Origin of the sequence: Tractidigestivibacter sp., from assembly GCF_050946515.1 — a bacterium.
Lineage (GTDB): Bacteria > Actinomycetota > Coriobacteriia > Coriobacteriales > Atopobiaceae > Tractidigestivibacter.
In genome coordinates this window covers 130,636-150,592 of record NZ_JBMNUX010000003.1, presented here as the reverse complement: position 1 = coordinate 150,592, position 19,957 = coordinate 130,636, and the positions used below count along the sequence as shown (strand labels likewise).

The following is a 19,957-nucleotide window of genomic DNA, read 5'->3' as shown; positions in this document are numbered from 1 at the left end:
TTATGGGGATCTTCGACGCAACGTTCGACTCCATCGGAGAAGCCCTTTCCGACCAATGGAGAGACGTCATCACAGCAGGGAGCTTCAGCGAGCACAAGTTGGTCGCGCCAGGAGTGCGGAAGAACTCGAAGAACGGCTACGGAAACAACCGGGGAACCAAGGACATCATCACAAACGGCTCGGTCATCTACGTTCCCGAGCACACGGCGGCGTTCATATTCAGCCAATCAGGCATCGAGAAGGTCATCACGACGCCAGGAGGACATACCTACAACAACGGCGAGGCTACGGTCTTTGACGCCCTTGACCAGGGGATTCGAGGAGTCGGACGGTCGCTTCTCGAGCAAGCCGCAGAGAGGGTCACCTTTTCGGGAATGCCCGCCGAGAGCAAGCACGTGGCCTTCGTCAACCTTCGAGAGCTGCGCGGCATCCGCTTTGGCACCCACGGTCCGCTTGCCTACAACGACCGCTACTATGGTGCTGACCTCGAGGTCTATGCCTATGGCATGATCAGCGTGCAGGTAAGCGACCCCGAGTTTGTCATACGCAACTTCGTGCCTGCCAACTGCCCTTCCTACTCGCTCGATGACCCGCGCGCCCGCAGACAGCTCACTGGCGAGTTCTTGACCTCGTTTGTCGCCTCGGTCAATGCGCTTTCGTCGGAGTTTCGGGTATCACAGCTCCCCTCGCAGACGACCGCCATCTGCAAGAAAATCCGAGAGGAGAAGGACAACGCGGGAACCTGGCCCGAGCGCTACGGGCTCAAGCTCGTCTCCGTCGCCATCGAGGACATCGAGTTCTCGGACCAGTCGCGCGAGCTCGTGCGGCAGTTCTCCGAAAAGCGCATGGGCGTGCGCGCCTACGAGGACATATCGCAGCAGGCTGCAAAACATCTCCGCACAGCAGATGATTGCCCAAGGCGTGCGCGACAACGGTCTGGGCGAGGGCGGCAACATGCTCTTTGGGATGAACCTCGCGAGCGCCCTCAACCCGCAAAACGCCTCCGCGACCAGCAGCAACACGGCTCAGGACGAGGGGGCAACCTCCAAGATCGCTTCAATCGACGCCCAGGTGGAGAACCTCAAGAAGCTCAAGGTATTCCTCGATGCTGGGCGCCTCCAAAAGGCGCGCGAGCAAGTCCTCTGTCAGACGCTCCTTCTGTGGCATGACCTTTCCTCGTCGTCTTCGTCTATGTGTCTGGGATTGCTGCGTTTCGCGCTGCTTGCAATAGTAGAGCAGCTTTCAGTCCAGAAAGGCGAACTCTGAGGGTGCTGGGGCACAGCAAGACAGCGATGTCCGAAAATGGCTACTCTGGGATGCGTCATCCGCTTTCATTGAGGCGTGGGACGGACGAGAAGGGAGCGGACATGGACGAGACGTGCGAGACGTCCTGCATCTATGCGTCGCCGTTGGGCGACATTACCCTCGCAGCGCGCGAGGATGCGCTTGTCGGACTTTGGTTTGTGGGACAGAAGTACGACCTCGGCACGCTTTTTTCGCATGGGGAGGGCGACTCTCCCGCCTTGGCATCCGCCCGCGCGTGGCTTGACCGCTACTTTGCGGGCGAGAAGCCCAGCCTTGATGACCTGCCGCCTTTGGCGCCTGATGGCACGGCTTTCCAGAGGCTCGTCTGGGACGAGCTGCTGACCATCCCCTATGGGCAGACGACCACCTACGGAGCCATCGCTCGAAGGATTGCGGAGTCGACGGGACGAAGCACGTCGGCGCGGGCGGTCGGTGCCGCCGTGGGGAGAAACCGCATCTCGATCATCGTCCCTTGCCATCGCGTGCTGGGCGCAGACGGCAGCCTGACCGGCTACGCCGGCGGCGTCGAGCGAAAGGCCGCGCTTCTCAAGCTGGAGGGGGTCGCGCTATGACCCGCAAGGCCGCCGGCCCCGCAGGCAATCCCGCAAAGCCTAGCTTGAGCGACGAGCGCTGCTACGAGGCCTACCTCGCAAAAGACGCAAAGTTCGACGGCCTCTTCTTCATGGGGGTCACGACAACGGGCATCTATTGCCGCGCCACCTGCCCCTCTCCACCTCCGCGCTTTGAGAACTGCCGCTTCTTCCGGACGGCCGCCGCAGCGGAAGCGGCGGGCTTTCGTCCCTGCCTGCGCTGCCGTCCCGAGCTGGCACCGGGCGCGCCGGCAAACAAGGAGACCAGCGCGATTGCCCACCGAGCGGCGGAGCTTCTGCGCTCAGGCGAGGCGGGACGCTCGGTTGAGTCGGTTGCGCGAGCGGTGGGCGTCACCTCGCGCCAGCTGAGGCGAATCTTCGAGCAGACCTTTGGCACGACGCCCGCAGAGTACCGCTCAACGTGCCGCCTCCTGCTTGCCAAGCGGCTTCTTACCGACACGACGCTTCCGGTGTCGGCCGTGGCGCTGTCTTCGGGGTTCGGCTCGCAGCGAAGGCTGAACGACGAGTTTCGGGCGCGCTACCGTCTGTCGCCCTCAAAGCTGCGGCAGACGGCGTCGAGAGATGGCGCAGAGGCGCCCGCTCCTACCGGCACCGTCAGCTTTCGCGTGTGCTACCGGCCGCCCCTTCAATGGGAGCGCCTGCTTCGCTTTCTGTCGGCGCGTGCCATCCCCGGAGTGGAGCGCGTCTCAGGCGGCACCTACCAGCGAAGCGTTCGCGTCGTAGACGCTACGGGAGAAGAGCGCACAGGATGGCTTTCTGTAGCAAACGACCCCGAGCGCGCATGTCTTGTCTGCCGGGCGTCAGAGACGCTGGCAGTCGCGTTGCCGCAGGTGCTAGCCATTGTCGAGCGAATCTTTGACACGAGCTGCTCGCCCGACGCCGTAGCCTTGGGGCTGAAGGCGTTTTTCCAAGAGCTCTCTGGCGCTGCGGTCGACACGGCGCCGGGCGTCAGGCTGGCGGGCTGCGCCGACCCGTTTGAGATGACAGTGCGCGCGGTGCTTGGGCAGCAGATAACGGTACGCGCGGCAACCACGCTGGCAGGCCGCGTGGCCTCTGAGCTGGGAACCCCAATCGACACGCCGCTGGAAGGCGTGGACGCGCTCTTTCCTCGGGCTTCCGACCTGCTGGAACCCGACGTCCCTGCACGCTTAGGCACGCTTGGCGTGACGCGCCAGAAGCAGCGCGCGATCTGCTCGCTCGCGAGGGCGCTAGAAGAGGGTGAGCTCACGCTTGGGCCGGGGGCTGACCCTAAGCGCACGCGCCAAGCGCTGCTCGGCCTTCCCGGCATCGGCGAGTGGACCGCGCAGTACCTGCTGATGCGCACCTGCGGATACCCCGACGCCATGCCCGCGACGGACTATGCCGTCAAGTGCGCCTTCCAGGGTCTTGCCCCAAGAGAGATCAAGGAGCGGTCTTTGGCGTGGTCGCCCTGGCGCAGCTACGCGGTGATGTATCTCTGGCAGAGCTGATGCGCGCCCTCCCGTATACTGGTTCCAAGCTCATCAGGGAGGCTGCCATGAAGTCGTACCAGTTCAAAGCCACCATCGAGAAGGTCGACGGCATCGACGGCGCGTTTGTGGAGGTGCCCTATGATCTGCCGCGCGTGTTCGGCGCGGGACGCATCAAGGTGCACGCACGCTTTGACGGCACGCCGTACGACGGGAGCATCGTGGCGTACAAGCACGACGACGGCAGCCGCTACTACGTGATTGGCCTTCGCAAGGACATCCGCACGGCGCTCGGCAAGCATCCGGGCGACAGCGTGGAGGTCGAGTTCTGCTGCGCGCAGGTGGACGGGCCCGCCTCGCTTTACTACAAGGCGTACCTGAACAAGGTCGAGCGCAAGGGGCGCACCAAAGAGGAGCTCGACCAGGCAATCTGCTGGCTGCTTGGCTACTCCCCCGCCAATCTGACCGCAGAGCGGCTCGAGGGCGCAAGCTTTGCCCAGTGGCTCGACGAGGCGCCGGCATACAATCCCGCAGCGGGCAAGGTGAAAGGCAAGGTCTGTGGCGTCGACGTCGCGGCCGTGGAGGACCCCACGATGCACCGCGTCCGCGTGCTCGACAAGCTCGTGGACGAGCTCGCAAAGGGCAAGCCTATGGAGAAAGTGTTGCCAAGCGCGTAGGGCGCGCTTCTCCCGGACGTCTTTGCTCGCGCGCGTGGCGCCGTTCCGGTACACTTCTCCCCACTCACCGGCGCGCTTCTTGTTCGAACCTCGCTCCGGGCGCTCCTTCGCACTTCTCAAGGTTTCGTGAATCTCCTCCCAATTGCTAGCTTAAGTAAACTTGTGGGTACCGTTCTAACAGGCACCTACGAGTGAATGGAGACTCACATGAGCACCGAAGCCTATAGCACCATCACTAAAGTCTTGGGTCGGGAGGTCCTGGACTCCCGTGGCAACCCCACCGTCGAGGTTGAGGTCACGCTTGCCGACGGCTCGCGCGGCCGCGCCATCGTGCCGTCCGGCGCGTCAACCGGCGAGTTCGAGGCCGTGGAGCTTCGCGACAACGACAAGGGCCGCTTCTTGGGCAAGGGCGTCTCGAAGGCCGTCGCCCACGTGAACGGCGAGCTTGCCGACCTGCTTGTGGGGCGCGACGCGCTCGACCAGCGCGGCGCTGACCTCGCGATGATCGCCCTCGACGGCACCCCCAACAAGGGCCGCCTCGGCGCGAACGCGATCCTGGGCTGCTCTCTTGCCATCGCCCGCGCGGCCGCCGCGAGCTCGGGGCTGCCCCTCTACGCCTACCTTGGCGGAGCCGGCGCCCACACGTTGCCCGTCCCGATGATGAACATCCTGAACGGCGGCGTGCACGCCGACAACAACGTCGACTTCCAAGAGTTCATGATCATGCCCGTCGGCGCGCCTGACTTCTCGACGGCGCTGCGCTGGTCAACGCAGGTCTATCACACCCTGAAGGCCATCCTGAAGGACGCGGGCCTCTCCACCGGCGTGGGCGACGAGGGCGGCTTTGCGCCCGACCTCAAGAGCAACTCCGAGCCCTTCGTCTACCTGATGCAGGCCGTCGAGGCTGCCGGCTTCGAGCCAGGCCGCGACTTCATGTTCGCGATGGACCCCGCCACGAGCGAGCTCTACGACAAGGAGCGCGGCGTCTACGTGCTCAAGGGCGAGGGGCGCGAGCTCACGAGCGACCAGATGATCGACTACTGGGAGAAGCTCGTCGAGAGCTACCCCATCGTCTCCATCGAAGACGGCCTGGCCGAGGAGGACTGGGACGGCTGGGTCAAGCTCACCGAGCGCCTGGGCAAGAAGGTCCAGCTGGTGGGCGACGACCTCTTTGTCACCAACACCAAGCGCCTGAAGAAGGGCATCTCGCTGGGAGCCGGCAACGCGATCCTGATCAAGGTGAACCAGATTGGCACCCTGACCGAGACGCTCGACGCCATCGAGACCGCCAAGCGCGCGGGCTATGCGGCCGTCGTCTCCCACCGCTCGGGCGAGACCGAGGACACCACGATCGCCGACCTGGCAGTCGCCACAAACGCCGGCCAAATCAAGACCGGCGCGCCGGCGCGCACCGACCGCGTGGCAAAGTATAACCAGCTGCTGCGTATTGAGGACAGCCTTGGCGACAGTGCCGAATACCTGGGCAAAGAGGCGTTCTACAACCTGAGGTAACGACGAACGACGCTAGGGTCGCCGCTCTAGAGACGTTTGGACGCAGGGGCGCTCGCATCGCGCGGGCGCCCCTGTGCCGTTTGGTGCATTCGACCCGAGCGACCCCACAGGAAAGGCGGCGTAGGCAGATCCGCGGGGCAAGGCTGCGCGGAAAATAATAAACACGAAACGGGATAGTACAGGCGATAGCGCACTGACACTCGCCACTGTGTTTATTATTTGGCCCCCAGGCGGCTCGCTAACCCGGACGGCGCGCAATGCTCGACGCCGCAGACACGCCCCACACAACACGCTGCCGCACCGATTAATAAACATGGCGACGCCAATTCTCGAGTTTAATGCCTGATTTCGCGCCGTCGTGTTTATTAATCGGAGCCGGCAGGTGGCGCGGCGGGCGGTGCCGGTGGCGCGCCGGGCGGTGCAGGCAACGCGGCGGGCGGTGCCGGTGGCATGCCGGCAAGCCAGGGCGATAATGGTACGGACAAGCATCGACACAAAGGGAGCAGAGCATGGCAGAGAGAAGCCCGCGCACGATAGACGTCCACGGGGCGCGCGTGCACAACCTGAAGAACGTCGACGTCCAGGTGCCGCTCGGCGAGCTCGTGGGCATCGCGGGCGTCTCGGGCTCGGGCAAGTCGAGCCTGGCGCTTGGCGTGCTCTACGCCGAGGGCAGCCGCCGCTACCTCGAGGCGCTCTCCACCTACACGCGCCGGCGCCTCACGCAGTCGGCGCGCGCTGACGTCGACCTCGTGGAGCATGTGCCGGCGGCGCTCGCGCTGCGCCAGCGCCCCGGAGTGCCTGGCGTGCGCTCCACCTTCGGCACCTCGACCGAGCTGCTGAACGGCCTGCGTCTGCTCTTCTCGCGCGTGGGCTCCTACGCCTGCCCCAACGGCCACCGCGTGGCCCCTGGCATGAACGTGGCCCTTGAGCAGCCCTTCGTCTGCCCCGTCTGCGGCGAGAAGTTCTACGGCCTCGGCGCCGAGGAGCTGGCATTCAACTCCACCGGCGCCTGCCCCACCTGCCAGGGCACGGGCGTCTCGCGCGTGGTGGACGAGTCGACGCTGGTTCCCGACGAGTCGCTCACCATAGACGAGGGCGCGGTCAAGCCGTGGGGAAGCCTCATGTGGAGCCTCATGGCAGACATCGCGCGCGACTCCGGCGTCCGCACCGACGTCCCGTTTCGCGACTTGACGCCGGAAGAGAAGGAGTTCGTGCTGCACGGCCCCGCCGAGAAGCACCACCTGCTCTACCACAACGAGAAGACCAACACCGCCGGCGAGATGGACTTCACCTATTACAGCGCCACCTACTCGGTAGAAAACGCCCTTGCCCGCGTGAAGGACGAGAAGGGCATGAAGCGCGTGGCCAAGTTCCTACGCGAGGGTCCCTGCCCCGACTGCCACGGCACGCGCCTCTCAAAGCGCGCGCTCAACCCGCAGGTGCGCGGCATCAACCTGGGCGAGGCCACGGCCATGACGCTGGACGAGCTGGGCGCGTGGCTGCCGGGCGTTCCCGAGACGCTTCCCGACGAGGTCCGCCCGATGGCCGAGCAGATCATCGCCTCGATGAGCGAGCCCATCGCGCGCCTCAAGCAGCTGGGGCTGGGCTACCTCTCGCTTGACCGCGCCAGCTCCACGCTCTCCAACGGCGAGCGCCAGCGCGTGCAGCTGGCACGCGCAGTACGCAACCGCACGACGGGCGTGCTCTACGTGCTCGACGAGCCCTCAATCGGCCTTCACCCATCAAATGTCGAAGGGCTTCTCGGGGTCATGGACGACCTTCTCGCCGACGGCAACTCCGTCGTGGTGGTGGACCACGACGTGCGCGTGCTGCGCCATGCCGACCACCTTATAGAGGTCGGGCCGGGTTCGGGCAAGGGCGGCGGGCAGATCATCGCGCAGGGAAGCGTCGCCGAGGTCGAGCAGAGCCCCGCCTCGCGCATCGCGCCGTTTTTGTCGGGCGAGCGAAAGATCCGCACGCGCGAGCGCGCCGACTCAAAGGAGATGTTCTCCCAAGGTCGCATCCACCTTGAGACCGGGCAAATCCACACCGTGCGTCCGCTTTCGGTCGACGTGCCCCAGGGGCGCATGGTTGCCGTCACGGGCGTCTCGGGCTCGGGCAAGACGACCTTGGTACTTGAAAGCTTGATACCGGCGCTCCAGGCGGCCATCGCCGGCGAGCCCCTCCCCGCCCACGTCAGCGCCTGCGACGCCGGAGGCATCCGCCGCGTGAGCCTGATTGACTCCACGCCCATCGGAGCCAACGTGCGCTCCACCGTGGCCACCTACTCTGGCGTGATGGACGACCTGCGCCGCGCCTTCGCGCAGACCACCGACGCCAAGGAAAAGGGGCTCAAGGCGGGCGACTTCTCGTACAACACGGGCTCGCTTCGCTGCCCTACCTGCGACGGGACAGGCACCATATCGCTCGACGTGCAGTTCCTCCCCGACGTCGAGATCGACTGCCCCGACTGCCACGGGTCGCGCTACTCCGACGAGGCCTGGAAGGTACGCCGCCATACGACGCGCAAGAAGAACGGCGAGAAGGCCGACTACGTGAGCCTGCCCGAGCTCATGGAGATGACCGTGGACGAGGCGCTTTCCAAGCTGGGGAGGCTGCGCAAGGTTGCCTCCAAGCTCAAGACCCTCTCTGACATCGGGCTAGGCTACCTCACGCTGGGCGAGGCCACGCCAGCGCTGTCCGGCGGCGAGGCGCAGCGCCTGAAGCTCTCAAGCGAGATCGGTCGCGACCAGGCGGGCGCGCTCTTCGTCTTCGACGAGCCGACGATCGGCCTGCACCCCTTGGACGTCGAGGTCCTTCTCGGCGTGCTGCAGGGACTTGTGGAGCATGGCGCCACCGTCGTCGTGATTGAGCACGACCTCGACATGATCGCCAACGCCGACTACGTGATCGACATGGGCCCTGGCGGCGGGAGCGCGGGCGGGCGCGTGGTTTGCGCGGGCACCCCCGAGGAGGTTTGCGCCTGCGCGGAGTCTGTCACCGGCCGCTACCTTGCCGAGGAGCTGGGGCTGAGCCGGGGCTAGCGCCACTCGAGCATGCGGCTGAGGAAGTGCTGCGTCTCTGGCTCGCGCGGGTTCGAGAACAGCTGGTCGCTTGGCGCGCGCTCCACGATGCGGCCGCCATAGAGGAACGCGCACTCGTCGCAGGCGCGGCGGGCGAAGCCCATCTCGTGCGTCACGATCACGAAGCGCAGGCCCTCCTCGCGCAGGTCGGCCACGAGGTCGAGCACGTCATTGGTGTAGACGGGGTCAAGCGCACTTGTGGGCTCGTCCAGAAGCAGGAGCTTTGGACGAGGCGCCACGGCGCGGGCGATGGCCGCACGCTGCTGCTGACCGCCCGATAGCTGCGCTGGCAGCTGGTTCGCCGCGTCGGCAAGGCCAAAGCGCTCGAGCAGCTCCATCGCGCGGTCGTGGGCCTCGGTCTCGCCCAGGCCGTGCACCTCGCGCAGCGGAAGCGCGATGTTCTCGAGGGCGCTCAGGTGCTGGAAGAGGCCGCCTTGCTGAAACACGTAGCCAATGCCCGCACGATACGCAGGCAGTGTGCGCTCGTCGTAGATTACCTGCCGTCCGTCCACCTCGACGGTGCCGGACGTCGGAGCCAGTAGCCCACCGAGAATGCGCAGCAGCGTTGACTTGCCGCCGCCGGACGGGCCGATGATCGCCAGCGTCGTGAGGTCGAGGTCGAGCGACACGTGGTCGAGCACGCGCTTCTCGCCAAAGTCCATGCAAAGGTCCGACACCTTAATGTTCAAAGTCGAACCTCCTCTCGAAATAGCGACCGACCGCGTCGAGCGGCAGCGTGATCACCAGGTAGAGGATTCCCAGCAAGAAGTAGCACTCGAACAGGCGGAAGTTGGCCGCGCTGATCTCGCGCATGGTCTGCGTGAGCTCCACCACGGCGATAAGCGAGAGCAGCGACGAGTCCTTCACGATGCTTGCGAACTGCCCCGTGAGCGCAGGCAGCGTGCGCGCGACCATCTGCGGCAGTATCACGTGGCGAAGCGTCTGCGCACGCGTGAAGCCCACGGCACGGGCGGCGTCTCGCTGCGTGGCGTCGATCGAGATGAGGCCGCCGCGCAAGATCTCGGCGATGTAGGCGCCCTCGAAGCCGGACAGGATCAGCACGCCAGCCCAGAAGCGGTCCTCCATGCCGAGCGCGGTGCCGATGATGTAGTAGAAGAGGTAGATCTGCATGATGAGCGGCGTGCCACGAATGATGCGCACGTAGAGGTCGCAGAGGTAGCGCACGGGAAGCACGCGGCAGCCGCGGCCTGCCGCTACGAGCGCGCCCACAAGAAGGCTGGTCACCAGCGACGCCGCGCTAATCTCGAGCGTCATGACGAAGCCCGCGCCGATGCGCGAGGACACTCCGTCCACGAAGGAAAAGTCCATCTGGTAGTCGAGCGCGCCGAGCGCAGCCCACAGCCCTACCAACACAAGCGCACAGACAAGCAGGTAGTTGAGTGCCGCCTTGGGACGGCTGGGGGCCTCTCCCCGTGCGATTGCAAACGGATTGGTCATGCCATTCTCGCCATCCTTGTCGACCGCTAGTCCTGCACGTCGAAGAACCAGGTGAAGCCCAGCTCGTCGAAGGCGGCCTTCTCCTCGGAGAGGTACTGCTCGGTCAGCTTGTCGAACTCGCCGTCGGTCTTGGACTCCTCGATGAATTCGTTCAGCTGCGAAAGAAGCTCGTCGTCACCCTTGCGCACGGCGATACCCCACTTCTCGGTCTCTTGGAAGGGGATGTAGATGGCCTTTGTGGTGTCGGGGTTGGCCTTCTGGTTGCGGTAAATCGTAAGCTGGTCGTAGATGAAGCCGTCGGCCTTGCCTTGGGCCACCTCGGTCACGCAGGCGCTCTCGTCGGACAGGCGCGTGATGGTGCAGTTGGTGAGGTGCTCGGTGGCGTAGGTGTCGCCCGTGGAGCCGGTCTTGACGGCAATGGTCTTTCCGGGCTGGTTGATGTCATCGATGGAGCTAATGTCGGAGTCGGCATTTGCCAGAAGCGCCAGCTGGGCGTTGGCGTAGGGCTCGGTAAAGTCGACGGCCTCCTTGCGCTCGTCGGTGATGGTCATCGAGCTCATGATGCAGTCGGCCTTGCCCGTCTGCAGGCTTGGGATAAGACCATCCCACGAGGTGTCAACGATCTGCACGTCGTAGCCATATTTCTCGCCGAAGTCCTTCATGAACTGGACGCTGACGCCATCGGGATTGCCATCGGCATCCTTGGTCTCGAAGGGCGGGTAGGCGAGCTCCATGGCTACGGTGAGGGTCTTGGAGTCCGAGGAGCTGTCGCTGTCCGAAGAGGCCTGCGTCGAGCTCTGGCTGGAAGAGGCGCAGGCAGAGAGGGTAATAACAAATGCAAGCGCGCAAATGAGGACGGTTGCGAAGCGACCATAGCGGCGTGTTGTCATGGTGTCCTCCTTAAGGTGACCTTTATTTCCCAGAAAGGATAACGCACGTTGCGAAGGCGGGCACGCCGAACGGCATGCCCCATACCGCGCGGCCACTCGATAACCGTGCCCGGCTTTGGCGCTTTTCTTGCCGTACAAGCGGGCAATTCAGCAGATTGAGCGAGGAAATGCGCCGAACTCGCCTTAGTGCGAATTTTTCCGTTGTCTTGCACCGAACCCGCCTTAGTGCAGGCCCTTCCCAGGGTCGTGGGGCATATCACGAAGGAGCTCCTTAAAGGCGCGCAGCGTCTACCTGCGGTTTTATATCTATGCTTTGAAAACCGAACCTCGGCATTGTCCTCAGGGTCGCAAGTAGGGCCTGCACTAAGGCGGGTTCGGTGCAAAAGGCAGAGATTTTTTCGCACTAAGGCGAGTTTGGCGCACGGAGACCATCCCCGGGCGCCCTGTGAGGTCCGTCCTGGCATCAATAGAGACCTGCGATCTGACGTCAGAGAACAAAGGCCATTCCCGCCGGCTCGGCGGGAATGGCCTGGTGCGCGAAGCGCGCCTACTCGCGCGCGAGGCGCGTGCGAGAGCTCACCACTCCGCGCGCCGTCTGATAGGTAATCACAAAGTACAGCAGGTAGATGCCCACAAAGACGGCGACGGCAGCCACCGAATACCCTACCACGCTGGCACGTCCCAGCTGGCGCAGCACCACAAAGATCTGGTTCATTGCGCAAGCGGAGTGCGCCAGGGCTACCACCATGGGAAGAGCGAAGCTCCAGGCAATCTGGGCACAAAGCGAACTCATTGCCATCTTCCGGGGAACGCCAATCTCAGAGAGGAGCCGGTAGCTTGGCGCAGCGTCGCTCGCTGCAGAGAGCTGCTGGATAGCAAGAATCGCAGCGCAGGCGACTACCAGCACGAACCCGATGTAGATGGCCAGGTAGGCGACGGCTCCGCCAAGACCAACCGACGCGACGGCAACGTCAGTGCGTGTATACGCCTCATACAGAATAAGCGCCCCGTTCTCGCCGTCCTCTGCAAGCAAGCGACCAGAAGCGTCCTCGAAAAGATCCCTGAAGGCCGCGTCCCCCGCCTCCTCGTCCATCGAGTAGGTCAAGATGAGATTGCTTTCTATGGGGCTCACGCCAAAGCTCTCCACGACTGAATCCGGCACCACTATCGTGCCACTGTTCATTGCAATTGGGCTGTTCGCATAGCTAGCACACGAGTCGTCAAGCACGTCTGCCATCACCGGCGAGAGCTCGACGCCGGCGACGCCCACTTTCGTCCCCCGCGAGGCCACCGACCCGAGAAAGCTTGCGTAATCAGCGCCCTGGTTGCACAAGAACAGGTACCCGCCATTGCCCAAGGACACCTCATCGCGCCCCTGCGCGCGCATCATCTCGTTGAAGTCGCCTTCGCTCATGACGTTGAGCCGCTGAGGGTTTCCGCTCTCGTCCATCGAACGAATGAACTCGGGAAGCTCCACGCCAGAGGCTTCAGACAGCGCAGAGAGGCCCAGGCTCTCGCCGCCGGGAATCTCGGCGGAGTCGTAGACGTCCACCTGACAGCTCTCCGAGACGAATGAGCTCACATCCATCCCCTGCTCCTCGAGAAGCGCACGCACATCCTGCACGCCGATGAGGCCGGAGTACAGAGTCGAGACCGTCGCGTCGTAGGGAGCAGCCGCCTCGAGGTTCGTGCGGTAGACCGCCTGGATGCCAAAGCCTGACGCTGAAATCGTAATCGCGAGGAACAGAATCAGCGAGACCACGCCCATCGAGATCGACACGGTGTTCACCCGGCTCGCAAGCTGGCGCAGCGTAAACATGTTGATGCCGCGATAGTAATGAGTTCGGTTTGCCTGGCCCAAACGCAGGATGATTCCCGAAAGCGCATAGAAGAAGGCAATTGTGCCAGCGGAGACCATGATGGTTGTGATGAGAAACTCGCGATACTCGTCACTACCCGAGATGGGCAAGCCGTCTTTGGAAAGCCGCCAATAGGCCACCCCCATAAGGCCCAGCCCCGCCACGCCCAGCACAATCGTGGCAGGAAGGCCCCTGACCTTGACCTGCTCGTTTGCGCGCTCGGCGCCCATGAGCTCCGAGAGGTTCACCTTGCGAAGGCTCCTCAGGTTGAACAGTAGCATCACCACAAAGATAATCGCAAAGCACACAAGGGTGAGGACGAAGGCGTGCGCGGAGAGCTTGAAGCTGAAGTTGCGCACCGCGTCATTGAAGAGCGCTGCGGTCAAAAAGACGAGAAGCTGCGACAGCAGCACGCCCGCAAGAAACCCCACAACGAGCGAACCGACCGACGCAATCAGCGTCTCCAGCGTGAGGACGCCCGACACCTGCCCGCGCGTCATGCCCAGCACCTGGTAGAGACCCAGCTCGCGCTTACGCCGCCGCACAAGGTAGTTGTTCGCGTAGACCATCAAGAAGCCCAGCACAAGGGCGAGAAACACCGTGATGCCCGAAATGCCGTCGCTCAGGGTCTGCAACAGCTCGCTCGTGGATTCGGAGAGGAAGGAGGCCTGGTCGGCGATTGAGTTGAACGCGTAGAAGACAGCCACGCCAAGCGAGAGCGTGACGAAGTATATGGCGTAGTCGCGCGCCGACTTGCGGACGTTACCCAGCGCAAGCTTAAAGAGCATCCTCGCCACCCCCGATCGTGGCGACAACCTCCATGATGCGGTCGAAGAACTCGCGGCGCGACGAGTCCCCGCGACGAATCTCCGTGAACAGGCGACCGTCACGGATAAACAGCACGCGCTGGCAGAAGCTTGCGGCAAAGCTGTCGTGCGTGACCATCAGGATCGTGACGCCTGCCTGCTGGTTCATGGTCTCGAAGCGCTCGAGAAGAACGCGGGAGTTCTTGGAGTCAAGCGCGCCGGTGGGCTCATCGGCAAGCACGAGCGTGGGGCCAGCCACCATGGCGCGGCAGGCCGCGACGCGCTGCTTCTGTCCGCCCGAGACCTGGTAGGGGTACTTCTCGAGCACCTTGGTCACGCCGAGAGAGCCGGCGATGCGCTCCACGCGCTCGTCCACCTCGGCCGCAGGCGTGCGCCCAATCGTCAGCGGAAGGGCGATGTTCTCGCGGCAGGTAAGGGTGTCGAGCAGGTTGGAGTCCTGAAATATGAACCCCAGCTGCTCGCGGCGGAACTGCGCAAGCTCCCTCGCGCGCATGTGCGAGGCGTCGACGCCGCCGATCAGCACGGATCCCGACGTGGGGCGGTCGATCGTGGCAACGCAGTTCAGAAGCGTCGACTTGCCTGAGCCCGAGGGACCCATGATGGCGACGAGCTCGCCCTTCTCGACGCCAAACGAGATGCCGTCAAGGGCTCTCGTTGCGTTGGCCGCGCTCGTGCCTCCATATACCTTCACGAGCTTGGATACCGTGAGGATGCTCTCCATTGCTCGCACTCCTTTCGTCAAGGCTATCGTACGATGCCATGGTGCCCCTCGGTCGCGCGTGCCGCCATCGATGGAGCTTACTGTTGCCTTACGATTTTGTAAGGCAACCGCGGCGCGCAAGCCGAGACCCACAGGCGAAGGAGCAGCTACATGACGGCAGGCATAGAGAAGATCAACCTCGTCGTCCCGCAATGGCAGGGCGGCGGACAAAACCTGAACACCTTCCACGGGGCCTATGCGCTCCGCGACAACTACCTGGGAGAGCGGCCGAGCGTCACGGTTGAGGTCGCAACCGGAGATATCGCGCCGACCGAGCAGAACATCCTTGGCTACCAGGACATTCTTAACGACATGGACCGCGTGAACGCCGCGATCCGCGCCGTCCAACCCCGGCGAATCTTCACCTTGGGCGGTGGCTGCGACGCAGATGCGCCCTGCGCGGCATGGCTCAACAAGGTCCATGGCGCTGACATGGCCATCGTCTACGTGGACGCGCACGGCGACCTCAACACGCCCGAAACCTCGGACTCCAAGCTCTACTATGGAATGTCTCTGCGCGCGGTCGTTGGGGATTCAGCGCCGGAGGTCATCTCGCGGCTTGCTTCCTCCGCCACGCCCGACCAGCTCGTGATGTGCGCAAACCGCAACCTTGATCCGGAGGAGCTTCGCTTCAAGAAGGACAACGACGTCTGTGACCTATCGGTTGAGCAGATTCTTGCGGACCCCGCCTGCGTGGGACGAGCTGTTGCCGAGAAGGGCTTCTCGCATGCATACGTGCACGTTGACTTCGACTCGCTAGACCCCGCCGAGTTCTCGCTCACGCCTGTCCCCGAGCCCCACGGGCTCACGCGCGAGGCCCTGCTGGGGCTGGTGCGCGGCGTGGCTGAGAAGGTCGAGGTCGTGGGGCTCGGGCTTCTCGAGTACTGCGGGACCAAGGACGACCGCGGCGACACGATGCTGCAGCAGCTCGTCGACTTCGGCGCCAGCCTGTAACCGGCGCCGACGCGCTGCCTGCCGCCTGCCGCCTGCACGCAAACCGCCACGAACCGTAGCGTTTGACCCGCCTGGAGCGCTAAAACGCTACGGAACGTGGAGGTGTGCGTAGGTAGCCTCCGACACCGCCACGAACCGTCGTGGCGCGGCGGCATCGAGAAGCTACATCCTGTCGTGGCAGGTGCGCGCAATCACGTCCAGCTGCTGCTCGCGCGTCAGGTCGATGAACTTCACGGCGTAGCCGGAGACGCGGATGGTGAAGTTTGCGTACTCGGGCTTCTCGGGGTGCTCCATCGCGTCCTTCAGCTTCTCGACGCCGAAGACGTTCACGTTCAAGTGGTGCGCCCCCTGCGCGAAGTAGCCGTCCAGCACGTTCACGAGGTTTCCCACGCGCTGGTCAGGCGTGGTGCCAAGCGCGCCGGGGTTGATCGTCTGGGTGTTCGAGATGCCGTCGAGCGCGTACTCGTAGGGCAGCTTGGCCACGGAGTTGAGCGACGCGAGAAGCCCGCTCTTCTCCGCCCCGTAGGCGGGGTTCGCGCCGGGCGAGAAGGGCGTGAAAGCGGCACGACCGTCGGGAAGGGCGCCTGTCGCCTTGCCGTAGACCACATTGGATGTAATGGTAAGGATCGAGGTGGTTGGCTCGGAGTTACGGTAGGTGTGATGCTTGCGGATCTTGGTCATGAAGGTCTTGAGCAGCCACACGGCAATCTCGTCGGCGCGGTCGTCGTCATTGCCGTAGCGTGGGAAGTCGCCCTCGGGCACGTAGTCGACCACCAGGCCGCTCTCATCGCGCACGCAGCGCACGCGAGCGTACTTGATGGCAGAAAGAGAGTCCACCACGTGAGAGAAGCCCGCGATGCCCGTAGCGAAGGTGCGGCGCACGTTGGTGTCGATGAGCGCCATCTCCGCGGCCTCGTAGTAGTACTTGTCGTGCATGTACTGGATCAGGTTCAGGATGTTCACGTAGAGGCCGGCAAGCCAGTCCATCATGAGGTCGAACTTGTGCATGACCTCGTCGTAGTCGAGGTACTCCGAGGTGATGGGCGCATACTCGGGACCGACCTGCATATGGTTGCCGCTTTTATCCAGGAATTTCTCATCCTTTCCGCCGTTAATCGCGTAAAGCAGGCATTTGGCTAGGTTGGCGCGCGCGCCGAAAAACTGCATCTCCTTGCCTGTCTCGGTAGCCGAGACGCAGCAGCAGATGCTGTAGTCGTCGCCCCAAATCGGGCGCATCACGTCGTCGTTTTCGTACTGGATAGATGAAGTATTGATAGAGATGCGCGCCGCGTAGCGGCGGAATGCCTCAGGCAGTCGGCGCGAGTAGAGCACCGTGAGGTTGGGCTCGGGCGAAGGGCCCATGTTCTCGAGCGTGTGGAGGAAGCGGAAGTCAGTGCGCGTGACCATGTGCCGGCCGTCCTGCCCCAGCCCCGCCACCTCGAGCGTCGCCCACACGGGGTCTCCAGAGAAGAGCTCGTTGTAGCTGGGAATGCGCGCGAACTTGACCATGCGGAACTTGAGCACCAAATGGTCGATGAGCTCCTGGGCTTCGGACTCGGTAAGCGTGCCCGCCGCGAGGTCGCGCTGGAGAAAAACGTCGAGGAAGGTGGAGATGCGCCCAACCGACATGGCAGCGCCGTTCTGCGTCTTGATCGCTGCAAGGTAGCCGAAATAGAGCCACTGCACGGCCTCGCGTGCGTCGCGGGCGGGACGGGAGATGTCAAAGCCGTACGAGGCTGCCATCTGCTTCATGCCGCCAAGGGCGCGGATCTGCTCGGCGAGCTCCTCGCGCTGGCGAATCACGTCGTCAGTCATGGTGCCGTCGCCGCAGTTGGCAAGGTCCTCGCGCTTCTTGGCGACAAGGAAGTCGATGCCATAGAGAGCCACGCGGCGGTAGTCGCCCACGATGCGCCCGCGACCGTACGTATCAGGCAGCCCCGTGATGATGTGCGAGTGGCGGGCGGCGCGCATCTCCGGTGTATACGCATCGAATACTGCCTGGTTATGGGTCTTGCGGTACTCGTTGAAGATCTTGTCGTACTTGTCGTTCACGTGGTAGCCGTAGTTCTCGGCCGCCTGCTGCGCCATGCGGATTCCGCCATACGGCATGAAGGCGCGCTTGAGCGGCTTGTCAGTCTGAAGGCCCACCACGCACTCGAGCTCAGGATGCTCTTCGTCGATGTAGCCGGGGCCGTAGGCGGTGAGCCCAGAGACGACCTCGGTCTCGCAATCAAGCACGCCCCCGCGGGCGCGCTCCTCGGCCTGCAGCTCCTGCACGCGACCCCAGAGCTTGTTGGTTGCGTCGGTAGGGCCGGCAAGGAACGACTCGTCACCGTCGTAGGGACTGTAGTTTCTCTGGACGAAGTCGCGAACGTTCACGTCGTCGGTCCAGTGGCCGGGCGCAAAGCCGCGCCATTCCTCGCGAAGTGCCATGTGCGTGCCTCCTCTGCTGGCAGCTTGCAGCGCAGCCGCCATTCCGTCGTTTGAACAAGCCCGACGGTAGCCGAGGGGTCGACGCGCTTCTTTGATTCCAATCAAGCAGCGACAAGATTGTCGGAAAACCACGCAAGGGTCGCGAGAGGGCGAGGCCTGGCGCGGCTCGCCGCCGCCAACCCGCCCATCCGCGAAAAAATCCCCCGTGGATTCTCGGCATAGCCGTATAATAAACCAAACGGTGCGCTGGCAAAGACCGGCACCAATCGCTCGAGAAGGGAGCACCTTATGGGTCGTAGGCCAATCAGAGTGGTTCAGTACGGTTGCGGCAAGATGGCAAAGTACACGATTCGCTACCTGCATGAGCACGGAGCCCAGCTCGTGGGGGCCATTGACACGAACCCAGCCGTCATCGGGATGGATGCAGGCGACTACGCGGGCCTGCCCATCAAGCTCGGCGTCAAGATCTCGGACGATGCCGACAAGGTCCTTGACGAGTGCGCCCCTGACATTGCGATCCTCACGCTCTTCTCGCTGATCGACGACATCGCGCCCATGGCCGAGAAGTGCCTCGAGCGCGGCATCAGCGTCGTGACGACCTGCGAGGAGTGCACGTTCCCCTGGACCACCTCCGCTGCAACGACCAACCGCTTGGACGCCATCGCAAAGGAGACCGGGGCAACGATGGTCGGCGCCGGCATGGAAGACGTGTTCTGGGTCCATATCGTCGGTCTGCTCGCCGGCGCCGTCGAGCGCATCGACAAGATCGAGGGCGCTGTCAGCTACAACGTCGAGGAGTACGGCCTGGCGCTGGCGAAGGCCCACGGCGTCGGCCTGACGCCTGACGAGTTCGAGAAGACCCTGGCGCATCCGGACGAGATTGTGCCGAGCTACGTTTGGAACTCGAACGAGTCGCTCGCGCAGCTTCTCGGCCTCACGATCAGCGAGGTCATTCAGGAGAACGTGCCCTACATCGCCGAGGCGGACACCTATTCCGAGACGATGGGGTCCACGATTCCGGCAGGCAAGGTCCTCGGCATGAACACGCGCGTCACCACCAAGACCTACCAGGGCATCGACATCGTGACCTCGCAGATTGGCAAGGTATACGGCCCCGAAGACGGCGACCAGTGCGACTGGAAGATCTACGGCGAGCCCGACACCACGTTCCATGTTGACAAGCCCGCCACGGTCGAGCACACCTGCGCCACGATCGTGCAGCGCATCCCGACCGTCCTTGCGGCGCCGTCCGGCTATCACACCTTCGACGAGCTCGAGCCGCTGCGCTATCTGACCGAGCCGATGATGATTGACGACTACGGCTTCTAATCGTTCGGCCTTTATGCAACGCGAGTGATTGCAGGGCGGCCGTCACTGACGGCCGCCCTTTTTCTGCGCAGAGCTTGGCATGCACAAGATCTTCTCGGCGGATGCGACTGCCTCTGCCGTCGGAGGGTCAACGTCACGCAGCGTGTAGGGGATGCCGAGCTCGTCCCACTTGTAGACGCCAAGGGTGTGGTACGGGAGAACGTCGACGCGCTCCACGGTGGGCACGCTTCTGATGAAATCGGCAGCGCGACGCAGGTCGTTGGGGTCGTCCGTCACTCCTGGCACCAGCACGTAGCGAATCCAGATGGGCACGCTGCGGCTCGCCACATGGCGGATTCCCGCAAGGATATTGGCGTTGTCGTGACCCGTGAGCGAGCGATGTGCGGCGGGGTCAATGTGCTTGATGTCAGCGAGAACGACGTCGCAATTCTCCAGCAGCCTATCAAAGGTTGAAATGAATGCGGGGTCGTCTCGATATGGCTGGAGCGCCGTGTCAAGGCAAGTATTGATGCCTCGCGCATGGGCGCGCTCAAAGAGCTCTGCCACGAACTCCGCCTGGAGAAGCGCCTCTCCCCCGCTGACGGTAATGCCGCCATCGCTTCCCCAGTACGCGCGGTAGCGCTCTGCCTGGTCGAGAATCTCGTCTGCCGTCATAGGAGTTCCGCCCTCACGACGCCAGGTGTCAGGGTTGTGGCAATAGCGGCAGCGCATGGCGCAGCCCTGCAAGAAGACGACGAAGCGGACGCCCGGACCGTCAGCAGACCCGAACGACTCTGTCGAATGCACCATTCCGACCATGCGCGCCTCCCTG

At 63.8% G+C, this 19,957-nt stretch carries 15 protein-coding genes; 8 read left to right on the top strand and 7 right to left on the bottom strand.

The window, feature by feature from the left end; genetic code table 11:
* Nucleotides 1–2 precede the first annotated feature (2 nt).
* From ACOYJL_RS02935 to ACOYJL_RS02910, 6 genes are all read left to right on the top strand, one after another.
* Entirely contained in the window at nt 3–1,169 is a 1,167-nt protein-coding gene (locus ACOYJL_RS02935; RefSeq protein WP_433568718.1) for an SPFH domain-containing protein, read from the top strand.
* 198 nt (nt 1,170–1,367) lie between these two features.
* Complete coding sequence (locus ACOYJL_RS02930) at nt 1,368–1,877, top strand: methylated-DNA--[protein]-cysteine S-methyltransferase (protein ID WP_433568717.1); 510 nt, start codon at nt 1,368–1,370, stop codon at nt 1,875–1,877.
* Complete coding sequence (locus ACOYJL_RS02925) at nt 1,874–3,385, top strand: DNA-3-methyladenine glycosylase 2 family protein (protein ID WP_433568716.1); 1,512 nt, start codon at nt 1,874–1,876, stop codon at nt 3,383–3,385. The genes ACOYJL_RS02930 and ACOYJL_RS02925 overlap by 4 nt, the downstream gene beginning before the upstream one ends.
* Before the next feature lie 47 nt (nt 3,386–3,432).
* Nucleotides 3,433–4,041, top strand: a complete 609-nt coding sequence (locus tag ACOYJL_RS02920) for a DUF2200 family protein (protein ID WP_433568715.1) — start codon at nt 3,433–3,435, stop codon at nt 4,039–4,041.
* A 207-nt stretch (nt 4,042–4,248) separates the two neighbouring features.
* Nucleotides 4,249–5,553, top strand: coding sequence for a phosphopyruvate hydratase (eno, locus tag ACOYJL_RS02915; RefSeq protein ID WP_433568714.1), 1,305 nt, complete (start codon nt 4,249–4,251; stop codon nt 5,551–5,553).
* Nucleotides 5,554–6,062: 509 nt separating this feature from the next.
* Nucleotides 6,063–8,597 (top strand): excinuclease ABC subunit UvrA, encoded by a 2,535-nt coding sequence (locus ACOYJL_RS02910; RefSeq protein WP_433568713.1) that lies wholly within the window; start codon nt 6,063–6,065, stop codon nt 8,595–8,597.
* Here ACOYJL_RS02910 and ACOYJL_RS02905 read toward each other — a convergent pair.
* The 5 genes from ACOYJL_RS02905 to ACOYJL_RS02885 form a co-directional block, all read right to left on the bottom strand.
* Entirely contained in the window at nt 8,594–9,325 is a 732-nt protein-coding gene (locus ACOYJL_RS02905) for an amino acid ABC transporter ATP-binding protein (protein WP_433568712.1), read from the bottom strand. The two genes, ACOYJL_RS02910 and ACOYJL_RS02905, sit on opposite strands and share 4 nt — an antisense overlap.
* Nucleotides 9,315–10,094, bottom strand: coding sequence for an amino acid ABC transporter permease (locus tag ACOYJL_RS02900; RefSeq protein WP_433568711.1), 780 nt, complete (start codon nt 10,092–10,094; stop codon nt 9,315–9,317). The genes ACOYJL_RS02905 and ACOYJL_RS02900 overlap by 11 nt, the downstream gene beginning before the upstream one ends.
* 26 nt (nt 10,095–10,120) lie before the next feature.
* Nucleotides 10,121–10,984 (bottom strand): transporter substrate-binding domain-containing protein, encoded by an 864-nt coding sequence (locus ACOYJL_RS02895; protein WP_433568710.1) that lies wholly within the window; start codon nt 10,982–10,984, stop codon nt 10,121–10,123.
* Between the two features lie 547 nt (nt 10,985–11,531).
* Nucleotides 11,532–13,631 (bottom strand): ABC transporter permease, encoded by a 2,100-nt coding sequence (locus ACOYJL_RS02890; RefSeq protein ID WP_433568709.1) that lies wholly within the window; start codon nt 13,629–13,631, stop codon nt 11,532–11,534.
* Nucleotides 13,621–14,391 carry an ABC transporter ATP-binding protein gene (locus ACOYJL_RS02885; protein ID WP_433568708.1) on the bottom strand — a complete coding sequence of 257 codons (771 nt, stop codon included), beginning with the start codon at nt 14,389–14,391 and terminating at the stop codon, nt 13,621–13,623. Before ACOYJL_RS02885 ends, ACOYJL_RS02890 begins: the two co-directional genes overlap by 11 nt.
* 150 nt (nt 14,392–14,541) lie before the next feature.
* On the opposite strand from ACOYJL_RS02885, the gene ACOYJL_RS02880 reads away from it, so the two are divergent.
* Nucleotides 14,542–15,384 carry an arginase family protein gene (locus ACOYJL_RS02880; RefSeq protein ID WP_433568707.1) on the top strand — a complete coding sequence of 281 codons (843 nt, stop codon included), beginning with the start codon at nt 14,542–14,544 and terminating at the stop codon, nt 15,382–15,384.
* Nucleotides 15,385–15,546: 162 nt separating this feature from the next.
* On the opposite strand, the gene pflB is transcribed toward ACOYJL_RS02880, so the two are convergent.
* On the bottom strand, nt 15,547–17,817 hold the full coding sequence (gene pflB / locus ACOYJL_RS02875) for a formate C-acetyltransferase (protein ID WP_433568706.1): 2,271 nt from the start codon (nt 17,815–17,817) through the stop codon (nt 15,547–15,549).
* Between the two features lie 288 nt (nt 17,818–18,105).
* On the opposite strand from pflB, the gene ACOYJL_RS02870 reads away from it, so the two are divergent.
* A complete protein-coding gene (locus ACOYJL_RS02870) occupies nt 18,106–19,146 on the top strand; it encodes an NAD(P)H-dependent amine dehydrogenase family protein (protein WP_433568705.1) in 1,041 nt (346 codons plus the stop codon).
* A 42-nt stretch (nt 19,147–19,188) separates the two neighbouring features.
* Here ACOYJL_RS02870 and pflA read toward each other — a convergent pair whose 3' ends face one another.
* The gene (gene pflA / locus ACOYJL_RS02865) at nt 19,189–19,944 is read right to left on the bottom strand and encodes a pyruvate formate-lyase-activating protein (RefSeq protein ID WP_433568704.1); all 756 of its coding nucleotides are present in this window, start codon (nt 19,942–19,944) and stop codon (nt 19,189–19,191) included.
* Nucleotides 19,945–19,957 lie beyond the last annotated feature (13 nt).